The 22,955-nt window shown below is 69.6% G+C and carries 20 protein-coding genes; 9 read left to right on the plus strand and 11 right to left on the minus strand.

Annotation, left to right across the window (positions count from 1 at the left end; translation table 11 throughout):
* Nucleotides 1–82: 82 nt before the first annotated feature.
* Nucleotides 83–781 carry a hemolysin III family protein gene (locus tag ABIA33_RS05640; protein ID WP_370077710.1) on the minus strand — a complete coding sequence of 233 codons (699 nt, stop codon included), beginning with the start codon at nucleotides 779–781 and terminating at the stop codon, nucleotides 83–85.
* Between the two features lie 288 nt (nucleotides 782–1,069).
* Between ABIA33_RS05640 and ABIA33_RS05645 the strand changes: the two genes are divergently transcribed.
* Entirely contained in the window at nucleotides 1,070–2,917 is a 1,848-nt protein-coding gene (locus ABIA33_RS05645; RefSeq protein WP_370077712.1) for a phosphoenolpyruvate carboxykinase (GTP), read from the plus strand.
* 7 nt (nucleotides 2,918–2,924) lie between these two features.
* Here the strand turns inward: ABIA33_RS05645 and ABIA33_RS05650 are convergent, their stop codons facing one another.
* The 3 genes from ABIA33_RS05650 to ABIA33_RS05660 form a co-directional block, all read right to left on the minus strand.
* Entirely contained in the window at nucleotides 2,925–3,368 is a 444-nt protein-coding gene (locus ABIA33_RS05650) for a hypothetical protein (RefSeq protein WP_370077714.1), read from the minus strand.
* 91 nt (nucleotides 3,369–3,459) lie between these two features.
* Entirely contained in the window at nucleotides 3,460–4,674 is a 1,215-nt protein-coding gene (locus ABIA33_RS05655; RefSeq protein ID WP_370077716.1) for a pyridoxal phosphate-dependent aminotransferase, read from the minus strand.
* A 90-nt stretch (nucleotides 4,675–4,764) separates the two neighbouring features.
* Nucleotides 4,765–5,505, minus strand: coding sequence for a hypothetical protein (locus tag ABIA33_RS05660; RefSeq protein WP_370077717.1), 741 nt, complete (start codon nucleotides 5,503–5,505; stop codon nucleotides 4,765–4,767).
* Nucleotides 5,506–5,658: 153 nt separating this feature from the next.
* Here ABIA33_RS05660 and ABIA33_RS05665 point away from each other — a divergent pair, with 153 nt between their 5' ends.
* Nucleotides 5,659–7,095 carry a cellulase family glycosylhydrolase gene (locus ABIA33_RS05665; RefSeq protein ID WP_370077718.1) on the plus strand — a complete coding sequence of 479 codons (1,437 nt, stop codon included), beginning with the start codon at nucleotides 5,659–5,661 and terminating at the stop codon, nucleotides 7,093–7,095.
* On the opposite strand, the gene ABIA33_RS05670 is transcribed toward ABIA33_RS05665, so the two are convergent.
* Together ABIA33_RS05670 and ABIA33_RS05675 are read right to left on the minus strand one after the other, a co-directional pair.
* Nucleotides 7,079–8,755 carry an amidohydrolase family protein gene (locus ABIA33_RS05670; RefSeq protein ID WP_370077719.1) on the minus strand — a complete coding sequence of 559 codons (1,677 nt, stop codon included), beginning with the start codon at nucleotides 8,753–8,755 and terminating at the stop codon, nucleotides 7,079–7,081. The two genes, ABIA33_RS05665 and ABIA33_RS05670, sit on opposite strands and share 17 nt — an antisense overlap.
* On the minus strand, nucleotides 8,755–10,029 hold the full coding sequence (locus ABIA33_RS05675; RefSeq protein WP_370077720.1) for an alanine racemase: 1,275 nt from the start codon (nucleotides 10,027–10,029) through the stop codon (nucleotides 8,755–8,757). The genes ABIA33_RS05670 and ABIA33_RS05675 overlap by 1 nt, the downstream gene beginning before the upstream one ends.
* Before the next feature lie 125 nt (nucleotides 10,030–10,154).
* Here ABIA33_RS05675 and ABIA33_RS05680 point away from each other — a divergent pair, with 125 nt between their 5' ends.
* Nucleotides 10,155–10,550 carry a Rid family hydrolase gene (locus tag ABIA33_RS05680; RefSeq protein ID WP_370077721.1) on the plus strand — a complete coding sequence of 132 codons (396 nt, stop codon included), beginning with the start codon at nucleotides 10,155–10,157 and terminating at the stop codon, nucleotides 10,548–10,550.
* A gap of 53 nt (nucleotides 10,551–10,603) precedes the next feature.
* Complete coding sequence (locus ABIA33_RS05685) at nucleotides 10,604–11,230, plus strand: prepilin peptidase (protein ID WP_370077723.1); 627 nt, start codon at nucleotides 10,604–10,606, stop codon at nucleotides 11,228–11,230.
* On the opposite strand, the gene ABIA33_RS05690 is transcribed toward ABIA33_RS05685, so the two are convergent.
* Together ABIA33_RS05690 and mgrA are read right to left on the minus strand one after the other, a co-directional pair.
* The gene (locus tag ABIA33_RS05690; protein ID WP_370077725.1) at nucleotides 11,231–12,781 is read right to left on the minus strand and encodes a chitinase; all 1,551 of its coding nucleotides are present in this window, start codon (nucleotides 12,779–12,781) and stop codon (nucleotides 11,231–11,233) included.
* Between the two features lie 206 nt (nucleotides 12,782–12,987).
* Nucleotides 12,988–13,980, minus strand: coding sequence for an L-glyceraldehyde 3-phosphate reductase (gene mgrA / locus ABIA33_RS05695; RefSeq protein WP_370077778.1), 993 nt, complete (start codon nucleotides 13,978–13,980; stop codon nucleotides 12,988–12,990).
* Between the two features lie 170 nt (nucleotides 13,981–14,150).
* On the opposite strand from mgrA, the gene ABIA33_RS05700 reads away from it, so the two are divergent.
* From ABIA33_RS05700 to ABIA33_RS05715, 4 genes are all read left to right on the plus strand, one after another.
* A complete protein-coding gene (locus ABIA33_RS05700) occupies nucleotides 14,151–14,942 on the plus strand; it encodes an isoprenyl transferase (RefSeq protein WP_370077727.1) in 792 nt (263 codons plus the stop codon).
* Nucleotides 14,943–15,163: 221 nt separating this feature from the next.
* Nucleotides 15,164–16,495, plus strand: coding sequence for a PhoH family protein (locus tag ABIA33_RS05705; protein WP_370077729.1), 1,332 nt, complete (start codon nucleotides 15,164–15,166; stop codon nucleotides 16,493–16,495).
* 462 nt (nucleotides 16,496–16,957) lie between these two features.
* Nucleotides 16,958–17,653: a lytic transglycosylase domain-containing protein gene (locus ABIA33_RS05710; protein ID WP_370077731.1), complete on the plus strand. Its 696-nt coding sequence runs from the start codon at nucleotides 16,958–16,960 to the stop codon at nucleotides 17,651–17,653.
* Between the two features lie 460 nt (nucleotides 17,654–18,113).
* Nucleotides 18,114–19,442, plus strand: coding sequence for an AI-2E family transporter (locus ABIA33_RS05715; RefSeq protein WP_370077733.1), 1,329 nt, complete (start codon nucleotides 18,114–18,116; stop codon nucleotides 19,440–19,442).
* A 65-nt stretch (nucleotides 19,443–19,507) separates the two neighbouring features.
* Here ABIA33_RS05715 and ABIA33_RS05720 read toward each other — a convergent pair whose 3' ends face one another.
* Both ABIA33_RS05720 and ABIA33_RS05725 read right to left on the minus strand, forming a co-directional pair.
* Nucleotides 19,508–20,035 carry an alkyl hydroperoxide reductase gene (locus tag ABIA33_RS05720; RefSeq protein WP_370077735.1) on the minus strand — a complete coding sequence of 176 codons (528 nt, stop codon included), beginning with the start codon at nucleotides 20,033–20,035 and terminating at the stop codon, nucleotides 19,508–19,510.
* Nucleotides 20,036–20,039: 4 nt separating this feature from the next.
* Complete coding sequence (locus ABIA33_RS05725; RefSeq protein ID WP_370077736.1) at nucleotides 20,040–20,594, minus strand: peroxiredoxin; 555 nt, start codon at nucleotides 20,592–20,594, stop codon at nucleotides 20,040–20,042.
* Between the two features lie 187 nt (nucleotides 20,595–20,781).
* Here ABIA33_RS05725 and ABIA33_RS05730 point away from each other — a divergent pair, with 187 nt between their 5' ends.
* Nucleotides 20,782–21,747 (plus strand): pirin family protein, encoded by a 966-nt coding sequence (locus ABIA33_RS05730; protein ID WP_370077738.1) that lies wholly within the window; start codon nucleotides 20,782–20,784, stop codon nucleotides 21,745–21,747.
* A gap of 118 nt (nucleotides 21,748–21,865) precedes the next feature.
* Here ABIA33_RS05730 and ABIA33_RS05735 read toward each other — a convergent pair whose 3' ends face one another.
* Nucleotides 21,866–22,729, minus strand: a complete 864-nt coding sequence (locus tag ABIA33_RS05735) for an oxidoreductase (protein WP_370077740.1) — start codon at nucleotides 22,727–22,729, stop codon at nucleotides 21,866–21,868.
* Between the last annotated feature and the right edge of the window lie 226 nt (nucleotides 22,730–22,955).

A 22,955-nucleotide genomic window follows, 5' to 3' on the forward strand; every position in this document is an offset into this window, starting at 1 on the left:
CGAGGGCGTTGAAGGCGCGTTCGAGGCAGAGCGCCCTCCTCCTGGAGCGGAGAAGGGCGCTGCGTTCGGGGGTGGTGCGCGGTCAGGCGGCCGCCGAGTAGGCGACCAGGGATACTCCGACGTACTGGACGATGAACGCCGCCAGGGTGCAGAGGTGGAAGACCTCGTGGAAGCCGAACCAGCGGGGCGAGGGGTTGGGCCGCTTCAGGCCGTAGATGACGCCGCCCGCGCTGTAGAGCAGCCCGCCGACGACGAGCAGGACGACCACGGCCATGCCGCCCGTGCGCAGGAAGTCGGGCAGGAAGAAGACCGCCGCCCAGCCCAGCGCTATGTAGCAGGGCGTGTAGAGCCAGCGCGGCGCGCCGACCCAGAACACCCGGAAGGCGATCCCGGCGAGCGCGCCGATCCACACCAGCCACAGCAGCAACTGCTGACGGCCGCCGTTGAGCAGCAGGATGGTGAACGGGGTGTAGCTTCCGGCGATGATCAGGAAGATGTTGCTGTGGTCGAGCCGCCGCAGGATCGCCTCACCGCGTGGACCCCAGGTGAAGCGGTGGTACAGGGCGCTGATGCCGAACAGCATCCACGCGGACGCGGAGTAGACGGCGCAGGCGATGCGTGCCTGCGGGGAGTCGGCGAGGCAGATGAGGACGATCCCGGCGGCGACGGACGCGGGGAACATCCCGGCGTGCAGCCAGCCGCGCAGTTTGGGTTTGAAGGGTGCGTCGGGCAGTGCCTCGGCGGCGGTGGAACCGGGGGAAGCGGTGGGCTCGGCGGGCAAGGCTGCCTCCACGGTGTTCGGGCCTGGCGTGACGGCCCTCACCTTACCTACGGGACCGTAGGTTACTGGTTGGTAGATGGTTGCCGGAGGGTGTGAATCATCACTCAGTGACGCCGGGCATGCCCCTGATTTCCGGATTCGTCACCCAAGCGGACGCCCGGGGTGTGCGCTGCGTCACTTTCGGTGAGCGGGGGCGGTATGTCGCTTTAGGGATATCGGCGTTACGCTGCCAAGACCCTCAACCCCCGACGCCGGATCAAGGACGATTCGGCGTGAAACGGAGCGATCGTGCCGTACGAGAACTCTGCCCTGGCCACCTCCGCACCCACGCAGCACAAACGGTTGCTCGCCTGGGTCCAGGAGATCGCAGAGCTCACCCAGCCGGATCGAATCGAATGGTGCGACGGCTCCGAAGCCGAGTACCAGCGCCTGTGTGAACTCCTGGTCGACAAGGGAACGTTCCGCAAGCTCAATCCCGAGAAGCGGCCCAACTCCTATTACGCCGCCTCCGACCCGAGCGATGTCGCCCGCGTCGAGGACCGTACCTTCATCTGTTCGGAGCAGGAGAAGGACGCCGGTCCCACCAACCACTGGAAGGCGCCCGCCGAGATGCGGGCGATCTTCGGTGTGGGTCACAGTGGAGGTCTGTTCGAGGGCTCCATGCGCGGCCGGACGATGTACGTCGTCCCCTTCAGCATGGGCCCCGTGGGTTCCCCTCTCGCCGCGTGCGGCGTCGAGATCACGGACTCCGCCTACGTCGCCGTCTCCATGCGCACCATGACCCGGATGGGTCAGGCGGTGCTCGACTTCCTCGGCGCGGACGGCGACTTCGTCAAGGCTGTGCACAGCCTGGGCGCACCGCTCGCCGAGGGCCAGGCCGACGTGCCGTGGCCCTGCAACGACACCAAGTACATCTCGCACTTCCCGGAGACCCGCGAGATCTGGTCCTACGGCTCCGGCTACGGCGGCAACGCGCTGCTCGGCAAGAAGTGCTACGCCCTGCGGATCGCCTCCACGATGGCGCGCGACGAGGGCTGGCTCGCCGAGCACATGCTGATCCTCAAGCTCACGCCGCCGGTGGTCCAGGGCAAGGGCGGTGAGCCGGTGTACATCACGGCCGCGTTCCCGAGCGCCTGCGGCAAGACCAACCTGGCGATGCTCCAGCCCACGATCCCGGGCTGGAAGGTCGAGACCATCGGCGACGACATCGCCTGGATGCGCTTCGGGGCGGACGGCCGCCTGCACGCCATCAACCCCGAGTTCGGCTTCTTCGGGGTGGCCCCGGGCACCGGCGCGGACACCAACGCCAACGCCATCGAGTCGATGTGGGGCAACACGGTCTTCACCAACGTGGCCCTGACCGACGACGGCGACGTGTGGTGGGAGGGTCTCACCGAGCAGCCCCCGGCGCACCTGATCGACTGGCGCGGCAACGACTGGACGCCGGAGAGCGGTACCCCGGCGGCGCACCCCAACGCGCGCTTCACCGTGCCCGCCTCGCAGTGCCCGATCATCGCGCCCGAGTGGGAGGACCCGGCCGGGGTGCCGATCTCGGCAATCCTCTTCGGCGGACGTCGCGCCAGCGCCGTCCCGCTGGTCACCGAGTCCTTCGACTGGCAGCACGGCGTCTTCCTCGGCGCCAACGTCGCCAGCGAGAAGACTGCGGCGGCCGAGGGCACCGTCGGCGAGCTGCGCCGCGACCCCTTCGCCATGCTGCCGTTCTGCGGCTACAACATGGGCGACTACTTCGCCCACTGGGTGAAGCTGGGCCAGCAGGCGGACGCCGCCAAGCTGCCGAAGATCTACTACGTGAACTGGTTCCGCAAGAACGCCGGCGGCAAGTTCGTCTGGCCGGGCTTCGGCGAGAACAGCCGCGTGCTCAAGTGGATCGTCGAGCGGCTGCAGGGCGCGGCCGAGGGCGTGCAGTCGCCGATCGGCGTGCTGCCCACCCGTGCGGCGCTGGATCTGGACGGTCTGGACATCAGCGAGGACGACCTGGCCCTGCTGCTGAGCGTGGACCCGGAGATCTGGCGCCAGGAGGCCGCCCTGATCCCCGAGCACCTGGAGCTCTTCGGCGAGCACACGCCGAAGGAGCTGTGGGACGAGTACGAGAAGCTGGTCGAGCGCCTGGCCTGACCGGGCGTCAGGACAGCTGTCGGCGTGCCGCCGCGTGGGCATCCATGCGGCGGCACGCCAGCATCGCGGTGACGGTGTCCTGTTGCGCGGCGGCGACCACCAGCAGCCGTCCGGCCAGCGCATGGGCCTGGTCGTGCAGCTCGGCCAGGGACTTCGCGGAGGCGGACGCGGACGCGGCCGACCTGGCGGGCGCATTGGCCGACGAGAGTTCGGTGACGCGCGCCCCGATCTCCCGCAGTGCCGCGTCGAGCTCGGTCAGTTCGGCGGCGCCGGTGGTCGCCCGGCGGACCGCCTCGGTGGCGCTGCGCAGCGCGGCGAGGTGGCCGGCGAGCTGCGCGCCATGGGCGCCGGGCGCCGTGGTGGAGCGGGCGCTGCTGTTGTGGGCGTTGCTGTTGTAGGCGTGGGCGAGACTGCGCCGCCGCGCCTGGACGATCTTGGGCTGTTCGTACATGGGGCGCCCTCTGGCAGGAAAACGGAAGTGGGACACCATCCTAACTTGGACGGAGTCTAAGGAAGGATGGTGTCCCACATGCTGGTCCTGGTCAGGGCTGCTTGTAGCCGTCCAGGAAGGTGCCGATACGGGTGACGGCGTCCGTCAGATCCTCGACCCTGGGCAGGGTGACCAGGCGGAAGTGGTCCGGGTCCGGCCAGTTGAACCCGGTGCCCTGGACCACGTAGATGTGCTCCTGCTTCAGCAGGTCGAGCACCATCTGCGCGTCGTCCTTGATCCGGTAGACCTTGGGGTCGAGCCGGGGGAAGGCGTAGAGCGCGCCACGGGGCTTCACGCAGGAGACACCGGGGATGTCGTTCAGCAGCTTCCACGCCGCGTCGCGCTGCTCCAGCAGACGTCCGCCGGGGAGGATCAGGTCCTTGATCGACTGGCGTCCGCCGAGGGCGGCGGCGATGGCGTGCTGGGCCGGCATGTTGGCGCACAGGCGCATGCTGGCCAGGATGCCGAGGCCCTCGATGTAGCTGCGGGCGTGTTCCTTGGGGCCCGAGATGGTCATCCAGCCGGAGCGGAACCCGGCGACCCGGTACGCCTTGGACAGCCCGTTGAAGGTGAGACAGAGCAGGTCGGGGGCGAACAGCGCGGTCGGGGTGTGCGTGGCGTCGTCGTAGAGGATCTTGTCGTAGATCTCGTCCGAGTAGACGATCAGGTTGTGCCGGCGGGCGATCTCGGTGATGCCGCGCAGCAACTCGTCGGAGTAGACCGCGCCGGTCGGGTTGTTGGGATTGATGATCACGATGCCGCGGGTGCGGTCGGTGACCTTGGCCTCGATGTCGGCGAGGTCGGGATACCAGTCGGCCTGCTCGTCGCAGCGGTAGTGCACGGCGGTGCCGCCGGCCAGACTCACCGAGGCCGTCCACAACGGGTAGTCGGGCGCGGGGACGAGGACCTCGTCGCCGTCGTCCAGCAGTGCCTGCATGGACATCTGGATCAGCTCGGACACGCCGTTGCCGATGTAGACGTCGTCGACGCTCAGGCCCTCCAGGCCGCGGTCCTCGTAGTGCATGACCACCGCGCGGCGGGCTGCGAGCAGGCCCTTGGAGTCGCCGTAGCCGTGTGCGCCGGCGAGGTTGCGCAGGATGTCGTGCAGGATCTCGGGGGGTGCCTCGAAGCCGAAGGGTGCCGGGTTCCCGGTGTTCAGCTTGAGGATCCGGTGCCCCTCGTCCTCGAGGCGCATGGCCTCGTCGAGGATCGGACCGCGGATGTCGTAGCAGACATTGGCGAGCTTGCTGGACTGGATCACCTGCATGGCTCGGTACTCTACGGGGCTACGTTGCTCGACGCCTTGTGGTTTTTGTCATGCCGGGGGATTGCAGCGTCATGCCGAGGGTTTGCAGCGTCATGCCGGGGGTTCGGGGGTCGTCCCGCGAGGGTTTGCGGCGTCGTGCCGCCGGTCGTGCCGCCAGTCGTCCAGGTGCTTGCGCAGGCGGTCGCGCCAGTCGTGGACCAGCTCGGTGGCGGGCTCGACCAGGTACACCAGCACCAGCCGGCCGCTCTCCGCCCACCACTCCCTGGCCCGGTCCACCGCGGCGGCGGGGACCACGGCGAAGACCGCGGCGAGACCTGGTATCCACCCCAGCAGCAGCGTGCACAGGAGTGCGGAGAGAGCACCCAGCGCGGGGTAGCCGAAGTAACCCAGCGGCCCGGCCTCGACCATCCGGGCGACGACCAGGCCGCGGAAGAGGCCGGCCAGCAGGCCGCCGACCATCAGCGCGCCCCACCCGGCGAAGAACCGGTGCAGCCGCCCGGAGCTGGGGTAGAGGCGGCGGTGCCGGGCGAGCAGCCGGACCACCGTGCCGACCAGCAGCAGCGCGGCGAAGTCCTCGCAGCCCAGGGCGGTCCAACTCTGGTCGGGTAGCGGGGTGAACCGCAGACCCGGCAGCAGCAGCGGGACGCCGAGGGCGCTGGGTATCAGCAGGAAGCCGTAGTTGGCCGTGATCCAGAGCAGCATCGGGTTCAACCCGAACAGCAGCACCATCAGCAGTGTTACCGCGCCGCCCGCGTAGGCGACCTTCCGCCCGGACAGGGCGTGCGCGAGGGTCGCGCGCAGGCGCGCAGGGTACTGCTGGATCATGGCCATGCCGCGGACTCTAGTGCCGTGACGAGAGGTCTGGACAGCGAATCCCAGGGATTCCCAAGGTTGGAATCCGGTACAGAATCAGGACATTGAAGGTCTGGGATGTAAGGTTCCCGCGATCTAGGATCTCCCAGATCAGCACTATGGGGGCGGGGTATGGGGATGGCAGGTCGGCTGCGACGCTGGCTGGTGAACCTGGTGGTTCTGGGCTGCGGGGTCGGACTGCTGGCGGCTGTGGCGCCGGGACCTTCGGGGTCCGGGCCGTGGCATGAACGATTCATTACCGACGGCCAGGGCCGGGCACTGATCCTGTACGGACTGAACACCTCCAGCAGTGCGAAGACCTCCCCCGACGGAATGCCCTGGATCAAGCAGGCGGATGTCGCCAGCGAATACAACCAGCTGGGAACGGACTTCGTGCGCTACCTGATCCAGTGGCGCCAGGTCGAGCCGGAGCCCGGCGTCTACGACGACGCCTATCTGGCGCAGGTCGCCCAGCGCGTCGACTGGTACCGCCAGCAGGGCTACCGGGTCCTCATCGACATGCACCAGGACCTCTACGGCCCCGCCGTCGGCGGCAACGGCGCCCCCGCCTGGGCGACGGTCAGCGGAGGACTGCCCGCCAACGTTCAGAACCCCTGGGAACTGACGTACACCCAGCCCGGCGTGGTGCACGCCTTCGACGAGTTCTGGGGCACCACACCCGGCCACCCCGAACTGCAGCAGCACTACGCGGCGGCCTGGGCCCATGTCGCGACCTACTTCGCCGCCAATGACACCGTCGTCGGCTACGACCTGATGAACGAGCCCTGGGGCGGCTCCGTGCAGGGCCCCGCGTTCGAGTCGGGGCCGCTGGCGGCGTTCTACCAGCGCACCATCGACGCCATCCGGGCCGTCGACCCGAACCACTGGCTGTTCGTGGAGCCGGAGGCGTTCTCCGCCAACTGGGCCATGCCCAGCGCGCTGCCGAAACTCGCTGATCCGCGCAAGGGCGACGCCCGGATCGGCTACGCCCCGCACCTCTACCCCGCCCCGATCGACCTCGGCGGCACCTACACCGGCAGCAACACCTTCCTGACGGACCGTTCGCTCGCCTCCTGGGTGATCCAGGTGCAGCGGACGGCGACCAGGATGGACGCGCCGGTGCTGCTCGGCGAGTGGGGCCTGGATGCGACGCAGCCAGGCACCCACCTGTACGTGGACCACGTCCAGCAGCTCATCGACCAGATGATGATCGGTTCGGCGTACTGGTCCAGTGACCCGGGCACCTGGTCGCCCTGGCAGGTCGACGGTAAGCCGTCCGACGTGGCCGGGGTCCTCGCCACCGCGTACCCGCGTGCCATCGCCGGCCAGCCGGTGTCGTTCAGCTACGACAAGGCGACCCTGGAACTCGCCGTGAGCTGGCGGGACAAGGCGGGTGTGACCGGCAGCACCGACGTCTACCTGCCGCCGTCCGACTTCCCGCGCGGCGGCGATGTCCAGCTCAACGGTGACTACACCAGCACCTGGAACCCGAAGACTCACATCCTGTCGGTCACCGTGCCGGCCCAGGCCGGGCTGGTGCACGCTCTGACCGTCACCCCGTCGTCCTGACCGGGCTCCGCCTGACGGCCCGTCCGGGCGTGGCCGAGGTGCGCCGGTGGTCCTCGATCACCGGCACGCCGTTCACCAGGACATAGGGAATGCCGACGGGCGGCGTTCGCGGGTGTTCGTAGTCCGCCCCGGCGGCCACTGTCAGCGGATCCAGCAGGACGAGGTCGGCGCGATAGCCCACGCGGACCAGGCCCCGGTCCGGCAGCCGCAGCCTGCGGGCTGGGCCGGCGCTGAGGTGCCGCACGCACTCGGCCAGACCGAGCACGCCCTGCTCGCGGACGTAGTGGCCGAGGTAGCGCGGGAAGGTGCCCCAGGCCCGTGGGTGCGGCCGGTCGCCGACCAGCAGGCCGTCGCTGCCCCCGGTGTGCGCGGGGTGGCGCATGATCGCGCGGACGTTCTCCTCGTGGCCGACGTGCTGGAGGACCGTGGTCCCGAGCGCGTCGTCACGGAGCAGCGCGACGAAGGCGGCGAAGGGTTCGACGCCGTCCCGGCGGGCCAGTTGGGTGACCGTCAGACCGACGGCCGGCCGCAGCGCCTGCGTGCGCACGCCGCTGACCTGCACCGCGTCCCAGTCGGCGACGACTCCGTGGCAGCCGTCCGAACCCAGCTCCTCCATCGCGGTGCGCAGCGCGACCAGTGCCGCGGGGTCGGCGAGGCGGCGCAGGGTCTCCTCGGGGCCGCCGGCCGACGCCCAGCCGGGGAGCAGGGCGGCCAGGGTCGTGGACCCGGGAAGGTAGGGGTAGCTGTCGAGGGTCAGGTCCACCCCGCCCGCCAGGGCCTCGTCGAGGAGTTCGGTCAGTTCCGCCGCGCGGCCCGCGTTGACCTGGAAGTTCATGGTGGCGTGGGCGAGGTGCAGGGCGCAGTTCGCCTGCCTGGCCACGTCGATCATCTCCGCGTAGGCGTCCAGGGCGTGGGCGCCGTAGGAGCGGTGGTGCGGGCAGAAGTAGCCGTCGAAGGCTGCGACGGTGCGGCACAGCGAGACGAGTTCGGCGGTGCCGGCGTACATCCCAGGGGAGTAGGTGAGCCCGGCGGAGAGGCCGATCGCGCCCTCGGCGAGGCCCCGGGCGAGGTGCTCGTTCATGAGTCGCAGCTCGGCGGGGGTGGCCGGGCGGTCGGCCCAGCCGCAGACGAGCGCCCGCAGGGTGCCGTGCGGGACCAGGTAGGCGGCGTTGACGGCGATGCCCTCGCCGTGTGGACCGCGGTCGAGCCGGTCCAGGTACTCGCCGACGCTGCGCCAGGTCCGCTTCGGGTCGAGCCAGTCCAGGGAGTCGGGATCGCCGTTCCAGCCGGCGAGTTGGCGCCGGATCCCGGGCAGGGTGGTGTCGTCGACGGGGGCGTAGGAGAGGCCGTCCTGCCCGAGGACCTCGAGGGTCACGCCCTGTGCGGTCTTGGCCTCGTGGGCGGCGTCGGTGAGCAGCGCCAGGTCGGAGTGCGCGTGCATGTCGACGAACCCGGGGGTGAGGGCGAGGCCGTCGGCGTCGATGCTGCGCGTCGCGGTGGGGCGGGGGCCGGAGTCGGTCTCCCGGTGGATCGCGGTGATCCGGCCGCCGGTGAGGACGGTGTCGGCACGGTAGGGCGTACCGCCGCTGCCGTCCACGACCAGGGCCCCGCGCAGGACGAGGGCCCCGCGCGGGACCGGAGCAGCGCGGCCGGACGGCATCAGAAGAAGGTGCGGATGTAGTCGCTGACCGTGCCGTCCGCTTCGACCTCGGGGATGAGCTGCCACTTCTCGAACGCCGTGCAGGGGTGGGAGAGGCCCAGGGCGACCCAGTCGCCGACCTCGATCTGCGCCTCGGGTCCGAGCTGGACGAAGGCGTGCTGGTCGGCGAGCTTGGTGACGGTCAGTCCGGCGGCCTCGCGGACCTCGCCGGTGTGCTGGTCACGGACCAGGGTGGGCACGGGCAGGCCCAGGTCGTAGGGGACGTCGCGCTTCCCCGCGTTGAGCAGCCCGAGCTCCGGCTCGGGGCGGGAGACGACCTGGGTCCACAGCCGCAGGGCGGGGCGGAGCCGCTCGCCCGCTTCGCGCAGCGGCGTGATCGCGGCGTAGTGCAGGTGGTCGTGGGTGACGTACGCACCGCTGCGCAGCAGTCGCAGGGTCGGCTTGCTCAGCTTGAGCGCGTCGGTCGTCAGCGCCTCGGCGACCAGGTCGAAGTGCTCGCTGCCGCCGGCGCTGACCACGATCTCGTCGGTGTCGTCGAAGTGACCTGCGGCGTCGATCCGGCGGGCCAGTTCCACCAGTGCGCCGAGCCAGTCCCGGACGGCCCCGCGAGTCGCGTCGGCGGCGATGGTGCCCTCGTAGCCGGCGACGCCGACGAGGCGCAGGTGCTCGGCTGCGCCGACCTTCCGGGCCAGGTCGAGCGCGGTTTCCAGTCCTCGGGCCCCGGTGCGCGCGCCGTCGGCGCCGAGCTCGACGACGACGTCCACGCGCCGCCGGGCTGCGGCACGGGACAGCGCCTCCTCCATCAGCGCGATCCCGCGCTCCGAGTCGACGTAGCAGACGAAGCGGAAGTCCGGGTCGGCGTCGAGCTCCGTGGAGAGCCAGGCCAGCGCCGCCGGATCCACCAGCTCGTTGGCGAGGAAGACCCGCTGCACGCCGAAGGCCCGGTACATCCTCACGTGGGAGGGCATGGCGGCGGTGATGCCCCAGGCGCCGAGCGCGAGCTGACGCTGGTACAGCTGCGGGGCGAGGGGCGTCTTCCCGTGCGGGGCGAATGCCAGGCCGTGGGCGGCGGACCAGCGGGCCATCAGCTCCAGGTTGTGGCGCAGGGCGTCCGCGTCGAGGGTCAGCACCGGCGTCGTGAAACCGTCCTCGAACAGGCTCACCCTCGCTGCCGCCAGTTCCGCTACCGTCGACCCCTCGTACCGGGGCGGCAGACCCTTGAAGCGCCAGTCGACGACGGTGCTGCCGAGCTGCTGGAGTGCTGCGGTGTCCATGGTGCTCCAGGGGGTGGTGCCGGGTTGGTTCTGGCGGGGGATTGCAGAAGCTGCAACGCTCGTTGCATATCCTGCCGTACAGGAGTTCGTCCGTACAGCATTCCCCGGACCGAGGAGCAGCACCCGTGAGCAAGACTGTCGTCCACACCGACCAGGCCCCTCTTCCCGCCGCCAGCTTCTCGCAGGGCCTCGCCAAGGGCGGGCTGCTGCAGGTCGCCGGGCAGGTCGGCTTCCACCCTGACACGCGTACGCCGGTGGGCCCCGGGCTGCGCGAGCAGATCGAGCAGACCCTGCGCAACGTCGGCGCGGTGCTGGAGGCGGGCGGCTCCGGCTGGGGCGACGTGATCATGATGCGCGTCTACCTCACCGACACCGGCCACTTCGCCGAGCTCAACGCGGTCTACGACGCGTGGTTCGCCAAGGTCCTCCCCGAGGGCGGCCACCCGGCCCGGACCACGGTGTACGTCGGCCTCCCCGCCGGACTGCTGGTGGAGATCGACGCCCTCGCGGTCACCGGCTGACGCCGCGCGCCGAGGTACCACTAGCGTGGGCCCCACAGTCGAGAGGGGGCGACATGGTGGGGTCCTTCGCCGCTCTGGTGGCCGCCGGCGGCGCGCTCGGGGCGGTCCTGTACCGGCCCGGGCAGCGTGCTGTCGCCCGCTACACGGCCGAGGCGCCGTCCGGGGTCCGGGTGGCGCTGCTCGGTGCTGTCGCGCTCGGCGCCACGGCCGCGGCCTGCGGCGTGCACTGGCACGTCCTCGCGCTGCTCTGGGCGGCTGCCTTCGCGGTCCCGCTGGCGCTGGTCGACGTGGCGGAGCACCGGCTGCCGCAGCCGCTGACCTACCCCTCGGCCGCCGGGACGCTGCTGCTGCTCGCCGTCGCGCCGCTGCTCGGCGACCGCACCGGCTCGCCGCTGCACGCGCTGTACGGCGCGGCGGGGGTGTGGGCGGTGTTCTGGCTGATGGCGCTGGCGCTGCCGTTCGGCCTCGGGGACGCGACGCTGGGGCTGACGGTGGGCGCCGTGCTCGGCTGGTACGGCTTCACGGTCCTCTTCGAGGGTGTCTTCCTCGGCTTCCTGCTCTCCGGGATCTACGGAACAGGGAAGCTCGTCGCACGCCGGGCAAGGCGTCGCGACGAGCTTCCCTTCGGACCGTTCCTGCTGCTGGGAGCGCTACTGGCGGTGGCGCTCACGGCGACCTGACTACGGCATCGCGTGCACGAACGCACCCTCGTTGTTGGCGAACTGGTTGCCGTTGCTGGCGTCCCAGGCGGTCGACCAGGTCATCACGCCGCCGATGCCCGGCCAGGTGGTGCTGGGCTTGAAGGTGCCGCAGTTGGTCCCCTTGGCGAGGCAGTTGAGGGCGTTCTCCACGACGCTCGGCTGGACGTAGCCGCTGCCCGCCGCGCTGCTGGAGGCGGGGACGCCGATGCCGACCTGGCTGGGGCTCAGCCCGGCCTGGATGGCGGTGCAGGCCATCGAGGTGATGAAGTCCACCGTGCCCTCGGAGTACACGCCGCCGTCGCAGCCGTTCATCGAACCGGAGTTGTAGTACTGGGTGTTGACGATGGTGAGGACGTCCTTGACCTGCAGCGCCGTGGCCAGGTAGTCGGAGCTGGCGGTCAGCATGTCGATGGTCTGCGGGGCCATGGTGAGCACGAAGCCGGAGCCGGCCTTGCTCGCCAGGGAGTGCAGGGCCTGCGCCATGTAGGTCGAGTTGAGGCCGTTCTCCAGGTCGATGTCGACGCCGTCGAAGCCGTACTGCTGCATCAGCGAGTAGGCGCTGTTGGCGAAGTTGGTCGCGGCGGTGGAGCTGGCGACGGTGATGGTGCCGTTCTGGCCGCCGACCGAGAGGACGACCTTCTTGCCCGCCGCGTGCTTGGCGGCGATGTCGGCCTTGAACTGGGCGTCGGTGTAGCCGCCGAGCTTGCTCTGCAGGGTCGGGTCGAGAGAGAAGGTGATCCCGCCGGTGTTGTTGGGGTCGGCGGTGGCGAAGGAGACCGCGATGATGTCGTACGCCGAGTTGACGTCACTGATCTTCTGGTCGGTCGCGCCGTTGTCGAAGTCCTGCCAGTAGCCGGTGACCTTGTGCTTGCCGGTACCGCCGGTGCCGCCGGTGGAGGTGGCGGTCGGGGTGGGGGTCGGCGTCGGCGTGGCGCTCTGGGTCGGCGTCGCGCTGGCGGTCGGGCTGGCGCTGGCGCTCGGGCTCGCCGACGCGCTGGCGCTGGCGCTCGGACTCGGGCCGGCGGCGCCGGTCAGCGTCACGTCGTCGGCGTAGTAGGTGGCCTGCCCGTACCAGCCGTGCAGGTACACCGTCACGCTCGTGGTCGACGCGCCGGTCGTGAAGCTCGTGCTCAGCTGGTTCCAGGAACTGCTGCTGGACCAGGTGCTCACGTCGCTGGTGCCGTCGCCGCTGGTGCCCAGGTACACGTACGGCCCCTGCACCCAGGCACTCAGCGAGTACGAGGAGTTGGGCTGCACGCTGATGGTCTGGGTGCACTGCGCGTCGACGCTGCTGGTGGGGGTGGCAGCGAGGGCGTGCGAGCCGGAGTGCACGGGGGAGCCCACGACGGTTGCGGTGCCCGCGTCGCAGCTCCAGTTGGACAGCGATCCGGTCTCGAAGCCGGGGTTCACGACCAGGTTGGTGCTGGCCGCGCTTGCGCCGCCGGTGAAGGCGACCAACCCGGCGAGGCCGAGCCCGAGTGTGGTGGCACAGGCGGTGACCGCGCCCAGGGCGCGACGTGGGGATGCCATAGATCTGTCCTCAATGTGGGGGAGGGGAAGACAGCGGGTGAAGCCTGTCCCACAAGTTGGACTAGACCAGTGGAGGTGTCAAGAGTGCAGGGCTGCTTTTAAGGTTCAGTTAAACCTGCCTCAGGCAGGGATGTTGGCCCGAAAAAGGTACAGACCGCATACGGAATCGATCTTCCATATGCGGTCTGTACCAACTTGTCCCGGGCTCAGCCCTCGCTGGACGCCGCCCAGATGTTGATGTCGGCGTCGGTGGCGTATCGGTCGATCTCGGCCAGTTCCGCGTCGGTCAGCGGCGCGCCCTGCACCGCCGCGACGTTCGACTCGAGCTGTGCCACCGACGAGGCCCCGATCAGCGCGGAGGTCATCCGGGGGTCGCGCAGCAGCCAACTCAGCGCGAGCTGGGCCAGGGACTGGCCGCGCGCGCCCGCGATCTTGTTCAGCGCCCGCAGCTTGAACAGCGTCTGGTCGTTGATCGCCGACGGGTCCAGCGACTTGCCCTGTGCGGCGCGCGAGTCCTCGGGGATGCCGTGGAGGTAACGGTCCGTGAGCAGCCCCTGCGCCAGCGGCGCGAAGCCGATGCAGCCGGCGCCCTCCTCGTCCAGCACGTCCAGCAGCCCGTCCTCCTCGATCCAGCGGTTCAGCATGGAGTAGGAGGGCTGGTGGATCAGCAGCGGCACGCCCAGGTCGCGCAGGATCGCGGCGGCCTTGCGGGTGTTCTGCGCGTTGTAGGAGGAGATGCCCACATGCAGGGCCTTGCCCTGCTGGACGGCGGACGCCAGCGCGCCCATTGTCTCCTCCAGCGGCGTCTCCGGGTCGAAGCGGTGCGAGTAGAAGATGTCGACGTAGTCGAGCCCCATCCGCTGCAGCGACTGGTCCAGGCTGGCGGTCAGGTACTTGCGCGAGCCCCACTCGCCGTACGGGCCCGGCCACATGTCGTACCCGGCCTTGGTCGAGATGACCAGTTCATCCCGGTACGGGCGGAAGTCCGCAGCCAGATGCCGACCGAAGTTGGCCTCGGCCGCCCCGTACGGGGGGCCGTAGTTGTTGGCGAGGTCGAAGTGCGTGATGCCGAGGTCGAAGGCGCGGCGGAGGATCGCCCGCTGGGTCTCCAGCGGCTTGTCGTCGCCGAAGTTGTGCCACAGGCCGAGCGAGATCTCCGGCAGCTTCAGACCGCTGCGGCCGGTCCTGCGGTAGGTCATCGCTGAGACATGTGAACCACTGTCATAGCGGGTCTCGGCGGCCCGGTACGGAGCTGGGATCATCGGGGGTGGCCTTTCGTGCGTGGACTGATTTTGTCAGCTCATTGAACAATAGTCGGGAGTAGTAGGGTGGCCCACCGGGGCGAGCTGTAGAGGGGCGCAAAAAAACCATGGACGTGGGCAGGGTGATCCGCCGTACGCCGGTGCTCCGGCAGCTGACATACGGCCTCTACGGACGGCGTGTCGAAGCGCACCTGGACCGCACCCGGGTCCCCCGCCATGTCGGCGTGATGCTGGACGGCAACCGCCGCTGGGCCCGCGCCGCCGGGATGTCGACCGTGGACGGGCACCAGAGCGGGGCCGACAAGATCCCGGACTTCCTCGGCTGGTGCGAGGAGGTCGGCGTCGAGGTGGTCACCCTGTGGCTGCTGTCCACCGACAACCTCAACCGCCCGCAGGAGGAGGTCGTCCCGCTGCTCGGCATCATCGAGGAGGCGGTGCGCGGCCTCGCCGCCTCGGGCCACTGGCGGGTCCACCCGGTGGGTGCCCTCGACCTCCTGCCCGCACAGACCGCCTCCGTGCTCAAGGAGGCCGAGCAGGCCACCGCACACCACACCGGGATACTCGTCAACGTCGCCGTCGGCTACGGCGGGCGCCACGAGATCGCGGACGCCGTTCGCAAGCTGCTGCAGGAGCAGGCGGCGCTCGGCACCTCGGTGGAGCAGCTCGCCGAGATAATCGACGTCGAGCACATCGCCAGGCACCTCTACACCAGCGGCCAACCGGACCCGGACCTGGTCATCCGCACCTCCGGCGAGCAGCGCCTGTCCGGCTTCCTGCTGTGGCAGAGCGCCCACTCGGAGTTCTACTTCTGCGAGGCGTACTGGCCGGCCTTCCGCAAGGTCGACTTCCTCCGCGCACTGCGCGACTACGCCGCCCGGCAGCGCCGCTTCGGCGGCTGACGCCCTTTCCCGGAACCTCCCTCGGAACTTCCCGAACACATCACTGACGCATCCCTGACACCTCAGCTGAACGGCTGGTGTCGATGATGCGTCAGTTCGTATTCGTCGGCATGGGTTCCTGGACCGGGGGGAATACCCAGTGCAGACCGTGACCTCGGCCATCGGGGCCCAAGGGATCGGTGAGCTGCGGATGACAGCAGGTCGTCCGCCCGGGAGGCCCTGTGGTCAGTTCCAAGAGCCGCCGGAGTTCGCATGACCGGCGCACGTACGTCCTCGACACCAGCGTGCTGCTGGCCGACCCGAACGCCATGACCCGTTTCGAGGAGCACGAGGTCGTGCTCCCCGTGGTCGTGGTGACCGAGTTGGAGGCCAAGCGACACCATCCGGAACTCGGCTACTTCGCCCGGCAGGCCCTGCGGCTGCTGGACGACTTCCGAGTCCGGTACGGCCGGCTCGACGCTCCCATTCCGGTGGGCGACGTCGGCGGCACGATCCGGGTCGAGCTGAACCACACCGATCCTTCCGTGCTACCAGCCGGCTACCGGCTGGGCGACAGCGATAGCCGCATCCTGGCGGTTGCCCGCAACCTGCAGGCCGAGGGGTACGACGTCACCGTCGTCTCCAAGGACCTGCCGATGCGGGTGAAGGCCAGCTCGGTGGGACTGCTCGCGGAGGAGTACCGCGCCGAACTGGCGATCACCTCCGGCTGGACCGGGATGCAGGAGCTCGCCGTCTCCGGCGAGCAGGTCGACGCCCTCTTCGGCGCCGAGCGCGCCGAGCATGTCGACATCCCCGAAGTGCGGGACCTGCCGGTGCACACCGGCCTGGTGCTGACCTCGGAGCGCGGCAAGGCCCTGGGTCGGGTCACCGCCGACGGCAGGGTGCGCCTGGTGCGCGGGGACCGGGACGTGTTTGGTCTGCGTGGGCGAAGCGCCGAGCAGCGCATCGCGCTGGACCTGCTGCAGGATCCGGACATCGGGATCGTGTCGATGGGCGGCCGGGCCGGCACGGGCAAGTCGGCGCTGGCGCTCTGCGCCGGACTCGACGCCGTGCTGGAGCGCAGGCAGCACCGCAAGGTGATGGTCTTCCGGCCGCTGTACGCGGTGGGCGGGCAGGAGTTGGGATACCTGCCGGGCTCGGAGTCGGAGAAGATGAGCCCCTGGGCTCAGGCCGTCTTCGACACCCTCTCCGCAGTGACCACGCCGGACGTGATCGAGGAGGTGCTCTCCCGCGGAATGCTGGAGGTGCTGCCGCTGACCCACATCCGGGGGCGCTCGCTGCACGACGCCTTCGTGATCGTGGACGAGGCGCAGTCGCTGGAGCGGAACGTTCTGCTCACGGTGCTGTCCCGGATCGGCCAGGGCTCGCGGGTGGTGCTCACCCACGACGTGGCGCAGCGGGACAACCTGAGGGTGGGTCGCTACGACGGGGTGGTGGCGGTGGTGGAGAAGCTGAAGGGACATCCGCTGTTCGCGCACATCACCCTGAACCGCTCGGAGCGTTCGCCGATCGCGGCGCTGGTCACCGAGCTGCTGGAGGACGGTCACAGCTGAGGGACAGCTAGCTGAGGAAGCGTCTGCGGCGCTGCCGATCCGAGGGTTTCGGGACGGTAGCGCCGCCTTTTGCCCTATTTGGCCCGTGGGATTCAAGCAAAGTTGTCCGATCGTAACCATGGCCCCATGGGTCCCACAGGGGAACGGCAGAACTTCCTGCCCCGTACGCCATGTGAGCTTCGCCACGCAACTGGGAATTGCGTCAGCACGTCCCCGTCGGGCAAGGTGTGGGTTCTGTCAGGCCCCGCGTACGGCATGACCGGGCACCCGCAAGGGTGAAGCTGAGAAGTGGTCAGAACTGAACAGGGTAGTCAGCCGTACGCCGCCCGAGTTCCACTGCGTCCCGCTCCCACCGGGTCGCGCCGGGCCCGTGTCTCCCGTGACCAGTCCAGGGGGAGGCCAGAGTCAGGGGCGGAGTTCGTCCGTGCGGTCACCTCATGGGCGACGCTGGAAGGAAACCGTGTGAACCGGATCTCGGTTCGGGGTGTGGCCGTGGCCTCCGCCACCGCCGTCACTGCCGTCGGAGCCGTGGTCGGTGCTGCCTCGGGCAGCGCCCAGCCGACCCAGCAGGTGGCCGACGTAGCAGGATCCGCCACCCTTCTTGCCGACATCCCGTCGGGTGCGCAGGCGCAGACGATCAGCGACAACATCGGCAAGCAGGCGGACGCCCAGCAAGCGGACGCCACCGCTGCCGCGCAGAAGGCCGCCGCCGAGGCCGCGCGCGTCAAGGCCGCCCAGACCGCGAAGGCGAAGGCCGACTCGGAGAAGGCCGCCGCCGCTGCCAAGGCCGCCGCGAAGGCCCGCGCCGACGCGCAGGCTGCCGCAAGCCGTGCCTCGACCCGCGCCACCATCACCCAGTCGTACAGCCCGGGATCGGTCCAGGCCCTCGCGGCGTCGATCATAGGCAACACGACCCAGTTCCAGTGCTTCAGCCAGATCGTCACCCGCGAGAGCGGCTGGGACTACACCGCCACCAATGCGGGCTCGGGCGCCTACGGCCTGGTCCAGGCGCTGCCCGGCGACAAGATGGCCTCGGTCGCATCCGACTGGCGGACCAACCCGGCGACCCAGATCAAGTGGGGTCTCGGCTACATGAACTCGCGGTACGGCAGCCCCTGTGACGCCTGGTCCTTCTGGCAGGCCCACAGCTGGTACTAGCCGCAGCCGGTGCCGGAACTGTCGGCAGACGTGTTGAAGCCCCCGATCCCTGTCCGATCGGGGGCTTCGATACTTCTCCCACGGAAAGGCCGCTGTGTGCGGGGCGGCCTCGTGTGTGGTCGTCCCCAGGTCGGCGACGGGCTAAACCCATAACGCCAAGAATGACCCGATTTTCCGACAATCACCCATAGTTGCGACCTGGTGACCTTTGGCTGCGCTCCGTAGTCGTGCGTAGGCCCCAGTAGGTCTGTCCCGGTGGGTCTGCAGCCGCCCGCACCGGGAGCCCGAGGGGCACGCGGTGGGCCGCTCCGCCCCCGGGGCCGGCCACCAGGTAGCGTTCGATCGGACCAGTCCGGCACGATCGAACCGGGCAGTGGGGCGGAGAAGGGGCGGAGCTGCGATGGCGCGCGACGGTCGAGGGGACGATCGACGGGGACCGGTGGCCTGGGGTGGCTTGCTCGTGACGCGAACCGCGGCCCGGCTGGAACGCCGCCGACGTGAGGCCGAGGAGTCCGTCCGAGCCGCGGAGCACCGGAACGACCCTGAGTCGATCTCCGCCGTGCCGATCTCCGCCGCGGCGATCTCCGCTGTGCCGATCTCCGCCGTCGCGGTCGAGGCGGATCTCCCCGCGCCGCGCTCTGCCGCCGTAGTGGATGGATCGCCCTACCCGGCCCGGCCGAGCAGCCCGGCCGAGGCGGTGCCGTGGAGCCTGCGGGTCGCCACCGAGATGATCTGGCGGCTGCTCATCGTCGGGGCCGGCGTCTACTTCCTGTTCCGGGTGGTCCAGACCCTGCGCATCGTGGCGCTGGCCTTCATAGCCGCGCTGCTGATCAGCGCGCTGCTGCAGCCCACCGTGGCCTGGCTGCGCAGGCACGGCGTGCCCAGGGGGCTGGCCGCCGCGCTCACCTTCGTCGGCGGCCTGGTCGGCATCGCCCTGGTCGGCTGGTTCGTCGGCTGGCAGGTCAGTACCAACCTCAACCAGGTCACCGACCACATCCAGACCGGTATCACTCAGATCCGCAACTGGCTGACGCACGGCCCGATGCACCTGACGGACAAGCAGATCAACTCGTTCGCACAGCAGTTGTCCAAGGCTGTGGGCACCAACAGCTCCCAGATCACCTCGTTCGGCTTCTCCACCGTCGGCATCGTGATCGAGATCCTGACCGGGGTGCTGCTGGCCGCGTTCTGCACCTTCTTCCTGATCTACGACGGGGCGCGGATCTGGGGCTGGGTGCTGCGGCTGTTCCCGCCGGGCGCACGCCTGGCGATGGCCGGGGCCGGGCCCCGGGCCTGGTCCACGCTCACCGCCTACGTGCGCGGGACGGTGCTGGTGGCCTTCATCGACTCCGCGTCGATCGGCATCGGGATCTACCTGCTCGGCGTGCCGCTGGCCGTCCCGATCTCGGTGCTGATCTTCCTCGGCGCGTTCGTGCCGCTGGTCGGCGCGCTGGTGACCGGCACCATCGCGGTCCTGATCGGCCTGGTCACCCATGGCATCTTCACCGCCGCGATGGTGCTGGCGGTGCTGCTCGCGGTGCAGCAGATCGAGGGGCATCTGCTGCAGCCGCTGATCCTGGGCCGCGCGGTTCGGGTCCACCCGATCGCGGTGGTGCTGTCGGTGACCGTGGGCTCGGTGGTCGGCGGCATCGGCGGTGCGGTCGTCGCCGTGCCGCTGGTCGCGGTGACCAACACCACCGTCGGTTACCTCAGGGCACGTCAGCACGCCAGCGAGGACGTCCGCGCCGCGCTGGTCGCCGCGCAGGCGGAAACGGACGCGCCTGCCTGAACGATCACAGGGGCGCGGGGCGGCGGCTGCAGCAAGCAGAGCCCCGCGCCCCCGGGTAGTGCGAACTACATGCGGCCTTCGGCTTCGAGGGTCACGCCGACGGCCTGCACCACCGCCGCGATGCGGATCGCGGCCTGCACAGTCTCCCGGTCCACGCCCGCCTTGCTCAGCACCTGCTCGTGCGAATCCAGGCACTGCCCGCAGCCGTTGATCGCGGACACCGCGAGGCACCACAGCTCGTAGTCGACCTTGTCCACGCCCGGGTTGCCGATGACGTTCATCCGCAGACCGGCACGCATCGTCCCGTACTCCTTGTCGGAAAGCAGGTGCAGCGTCCGGTAGTAGACGTTGTTCATCGCCATGATCGCGGCAGCGGACTTCGCGGCGGTGTACGCCTCGGTGCTCAGCTCCGCCTTGGCCTGCGGCTCGAGCTCGGTCAGCACCCGCTCGCTGCGCGAGGCGATCGCACAGGCCAGCACGGTCCCCCAGAGCTGCTGAGCCGGGAGGTCGGAGTTGCCCACGACCGAGCCCAGGTTGAGCTTGAGATCCTTGGCGTACTCGGGGAGCGCGGCCTTCAGTTCGTCGAGAGACATCGGGTCACTTGCCCGCGAGCAGCGCGTCCGCGTCGAGCGTGCTCTCGCCCTTGGTCCAGTTGCACGGGCACAGCTCGTCGGTCTGCAGCGCGTCGAGGACCCGCAGGACCTCCTTGGGATTACGGCCGACGGAACCGGCGGTCACCATGACGAACTGGATCTCGTTGTTGGGGTCCACGATGAACACGGCGCGCTGCGCGGTGCCGTCCTCGGCCTCCACGCCGCAGTCCCGCATCAGCTCGTGCTTGGTGTCGGCGAGCATGGGGAAGGGAAGATCGCGCAGGTCCTTGTGGTCCTTGCGCCAGGCGTGGTGCACGTACTCCGAGTCGCCGGAGACGCCGAGCACCTGCGCGTCGCGGTCCGCGAACTCCTCGTTCAGCTTGCCGAACGCGGCGATCTCGGTGGGGCAGACAAAGGTGAAGTCCATCGGCCAGAAGAAGACGACTTTCCAACCCTTCTCGCTGTCCTTGCGGCCGATCCGCTTGAAGGCCTTGTCCGCCTCGAGGTCCACACAGGCCATGAGGTCGAAGTCAGGGAACTGGTCGCCAACCGTCAGCAAGGATTTTCTCCGATCAGGGGTGCATCCTGCCGCGCGGCCGTGCCGCCAGCAGGTCTTACCTGGCCAGTCTCACATGGTGGTCATCCCTGGCAGAAATCACCCCCGCGCCGCCGCCAGCCGCGAGGCGCGCCCGCCGCTACCGGACCGGATAGTCGACGAGGGCCCCACCCGGTTAGGGTGCGGAGGTATGAGCAACCTGGAGACCGCGCCGCAGGCGCGGGTGTGCGGTGGGCGTGATGACGTCTCGGCGGAGCCGGTGCGCGAGCTGCTGACCGGAAAGCTGGTGCCGCTCGGGGAGAGCACCGTCGTCCGGCGGCTGCTGCCGAACCTGGGCAGGCGGATGGTCGGCGCCTGGTGCTTCGTCGACCACTACGGCCCGGACGACATCGAGCGCGAGCCGGGCATGCAGGTCGCGCCCCACCCGCACACCGGTCTACAGACCGTCAGCTGGCTGCACGACGGCGAGGTGACGCACCGGGACAGCCTCGGCAGCCTGGCCACCGTACGGCCGCGCGAACTCGGGCTGATGACGGCGGGTCGGGCCATCGCACATTCCGAGCAGTCCCCGCGCGAGCACGGCCCGAGGCTTCACGGCGCGCAACTCTGGGTCGCGCTCCCGGAGGCGCATCGACGCATCGATCCGCACTTCGAGCACTACACCGCGCTGCCCGAGGTGACCGCGCCGGGCCTGCACGCGACGGTCATCCTGGGCGAGCTCGACGGTTCCCGCTCTCCTGGCGGCGTCTACTCCCCGCTGGTCGGCGCGGACCTGACCCTCGCTGCCGGAACCTCCGCCCGCCTCCCGGTCGACCCCGACTTCGAGTACGCCGTGCTCACCATGTCCGGCGCGGCCGAGGTGGACGGGGTCCGGGTCGAACCGGGCTCGCTGCTGTACCTCGGCTGCGGTCGCCGCGAGCTGCCGTTGCGCGCGGACCTGGACAGCAGCGTGCTGCTGCTCGGCGGCGAGCCCTTCGAGGAGAAGATCGTGATGTGGTGGAACTTCGTGGCCAGGACCCATGAAGATATCACCCAGGCCCGCGAGGACTGGATGAACGGTGATCGGTTCGGCACAGTGCACGGCTACGACGGGCCGTCGATCCCGGCGCCGGAGCTGCCCGGAACCCGCCTGAAGCCCAGGGGGCGCACCCGATGACCCGCTAGTTCGCCGCCGCCCACGCCTTGTCTGCCAGTACGGATACCGTACAGAACACCGAAGTTATTAATCGTCAGCTCCCTGCCAATGCCCTGCGCCGGCATAAGGGCCCACAGGGTCACTGCCCGATGGCGTTGAGTTCGGCGATCGCCTCGTCGGGCAGTTGCAGGTCAGCCGCGGCGATGTTCTCCCGCAGGTGAGCGACGGAGGAGGTTCCGGGGATCAGCACCGTCGACGGCGAGCGCTGCAGCAGCCAGGCGAGCGCCACCTGCTGCTCGGAGGCGCCAAGGCGGCGGGCGATGTCGCGCAGGATCCGTGACCGCAGTGGGTGGAATCCGCCGCCAAGGGGGAAGAACGCGGCGTAGGCGATGTTCTCCTCGGCGCAGCGAGCGACGAGGTCGTCGTCGGCGCGGTCGACCAGGTTGTACTGGTTCTGCACGGTGACCACGGGGGCGATGGCCTGGGCCTGGGTGAGCTGGGCGTCGGTGATCCCGCTGAGGCCGAGGTGACGGATCAGGCCCTGCTCACGCAGGCCGGCCAAGGTGCCGAACGGCTCGGCGATGGAGGACCCGTCACCGTGGAATGCGGCCGTGCGCAGGTTGACCACGTCCAGGGTCTCCAGGCCGAGGTGCTGGAGATTCTCGTAGACCTGGGCCTTGAGGTCGGCGGGGTCCAGGGAGGTGATCCAGCCGCCGTTGGCGCTGCGGCGGACGCCGACCTTGGTGACGATGTGTAGACCGGCTGGGTAGGGGTGCAGGGCCTCCTTGATCAGTTCATTGACGACAGTCGGCCCGTAGAAGTCGCTGGTGTCGATGTGGGTGATGCCGAGCTCGACCGCTGCGCGCAGCACGGCGATCGCCTGAGTGCGATTCTTGGGCGGTCCGAAGACACCGGGACCGGTCAGCTGCATCGCGCCGTATCCCATCCGAGTGATGCTCAGGTCGTCGGCGAGGGTTAGCGTCTGCAGGGCGGGGATACTCATCGGAAGGCCTCTCGGGTCTGTTCGCGGCATCGTTGCGGAGCGCTCGGCGCATCCATCGGGAAAGTTTCCACATGTGCGGCGGAGGCAGGGACGCGGTCGGGGGGGGGGGGGGGGGGGCCCCCGGCCCCCCCCCCCCCCCGCCCCACCGGCCGGTTTTTTTGTTTAAAAAATAATATTTTTAAAAAAAAAAAAAAATAATTTTAAAGGGGGGGGGGCCCACGCCCCC

It is taken from the genome of Streptacidiphilus sp. MAP12-16 (assembly GCF_041262165.1).
In the GTDB taxonomy this organism is placed as follows: Bacteria; Actinomycetota; Actinomycetes; order Streptomycetales; family Streptomycetaceae; genus Streptacidiphilus.

Bases quoted from the DNA above. Each gene is read 5' to 3' on its own strand.
- ABIA33_RS05670 (WP_370077719.1), bottom strand. From the start codon at position 8,755: ATGCCGTCCGGCCGCGCTGCTCCGGTCCCGCGCGGGGCCCTCGTCCTG.
- mgrA (WP_370077778.1), bottom strand. From the start codon at position 13,980: ATGACCTACCGCAGGACCGGCCGCAGCGGTCTGAAGCTGCCGGAGATC.
- ABIA33_RS05650 (WP_370077714.1), bottom strand. From the start codon at position 3,368: ATGTACGAACAGCCCAAGATCGTCCAGGCGCGGCGGCGCAGTCTCGCC.
- ABIA33_RS05730 (WP_370077738.1), top strand. From the start codon at position 20,782: ATGAGCAACCTGGAGACCGCGCCGCAGGCGCGGGTGTGCGGTGGGCGT.
- ABIA33_RS05655 (WP_370077716.1), bottom strand. From the start codon at position 4,674: ATGCAGGTGATCCAGTCCAGCAAGCTCGCCAATGTCTGCTACGACATC.
- ABIA33_RS05700 (WP_370077727.1), top strand. From the start codon at position 14,151: ATGGACGTGGGCAGGGTGATCCGCCGTACGCCGGTGCTCCGGCAGCTG.
- ABIA33_RS05685 (WP_370077723.1), top strand. From the start codon at position 10,604: ATGGTGGGGTCCTTCGCCGCTCTGGTGGCCGCCGGCGGCGCGCTCGGG.
- ABIA33_RS05735 (WP_370077740.1), bottom strand. From the start codon at position 22,729: ATGAGTATCCCCGCCCTGCAGACGCTAACCCTCGCCGACGACCTGAGC.
- ABIA33_RS05690 (WP_370077725.1), bottom strand. From the start codon at position 12,781: ATGGCATCCCCACGTCGCGCCCTGGGCGCGGTCACCGCCTGTGCCACC.
- ABIA33_RS05675 (WP_370077720.1), bottom strand. From the start codon at position 10,029: ATGGACACCGCAGCACTCCAGCAGCTCGGCAGCACCGTCGTCGACTGG.
- ABIA33_RS05720 (WP_370077735.1), bottom strand. From the start codon at position 20,035: ATGTCTCTCGACGAACTGAAGGCCGCGCTCCCCGAGTACGCCAAGGAT.
- ABIA33_RS05660 (WP_370077717.1), bottom strand. From the start codon at position 5,505: ATGGCCATGATCCAGCAGTACCCTGCGCGCCTGCGCGCGACCCTCGCG.
- ABIA33_RS05665 (WP_370077718.1), top strand. From the start codon at position 5,659: ATGGGGATGGCAGGTCGGCTGCGACGCTGGCTGGTGAACCTGGTGGTT.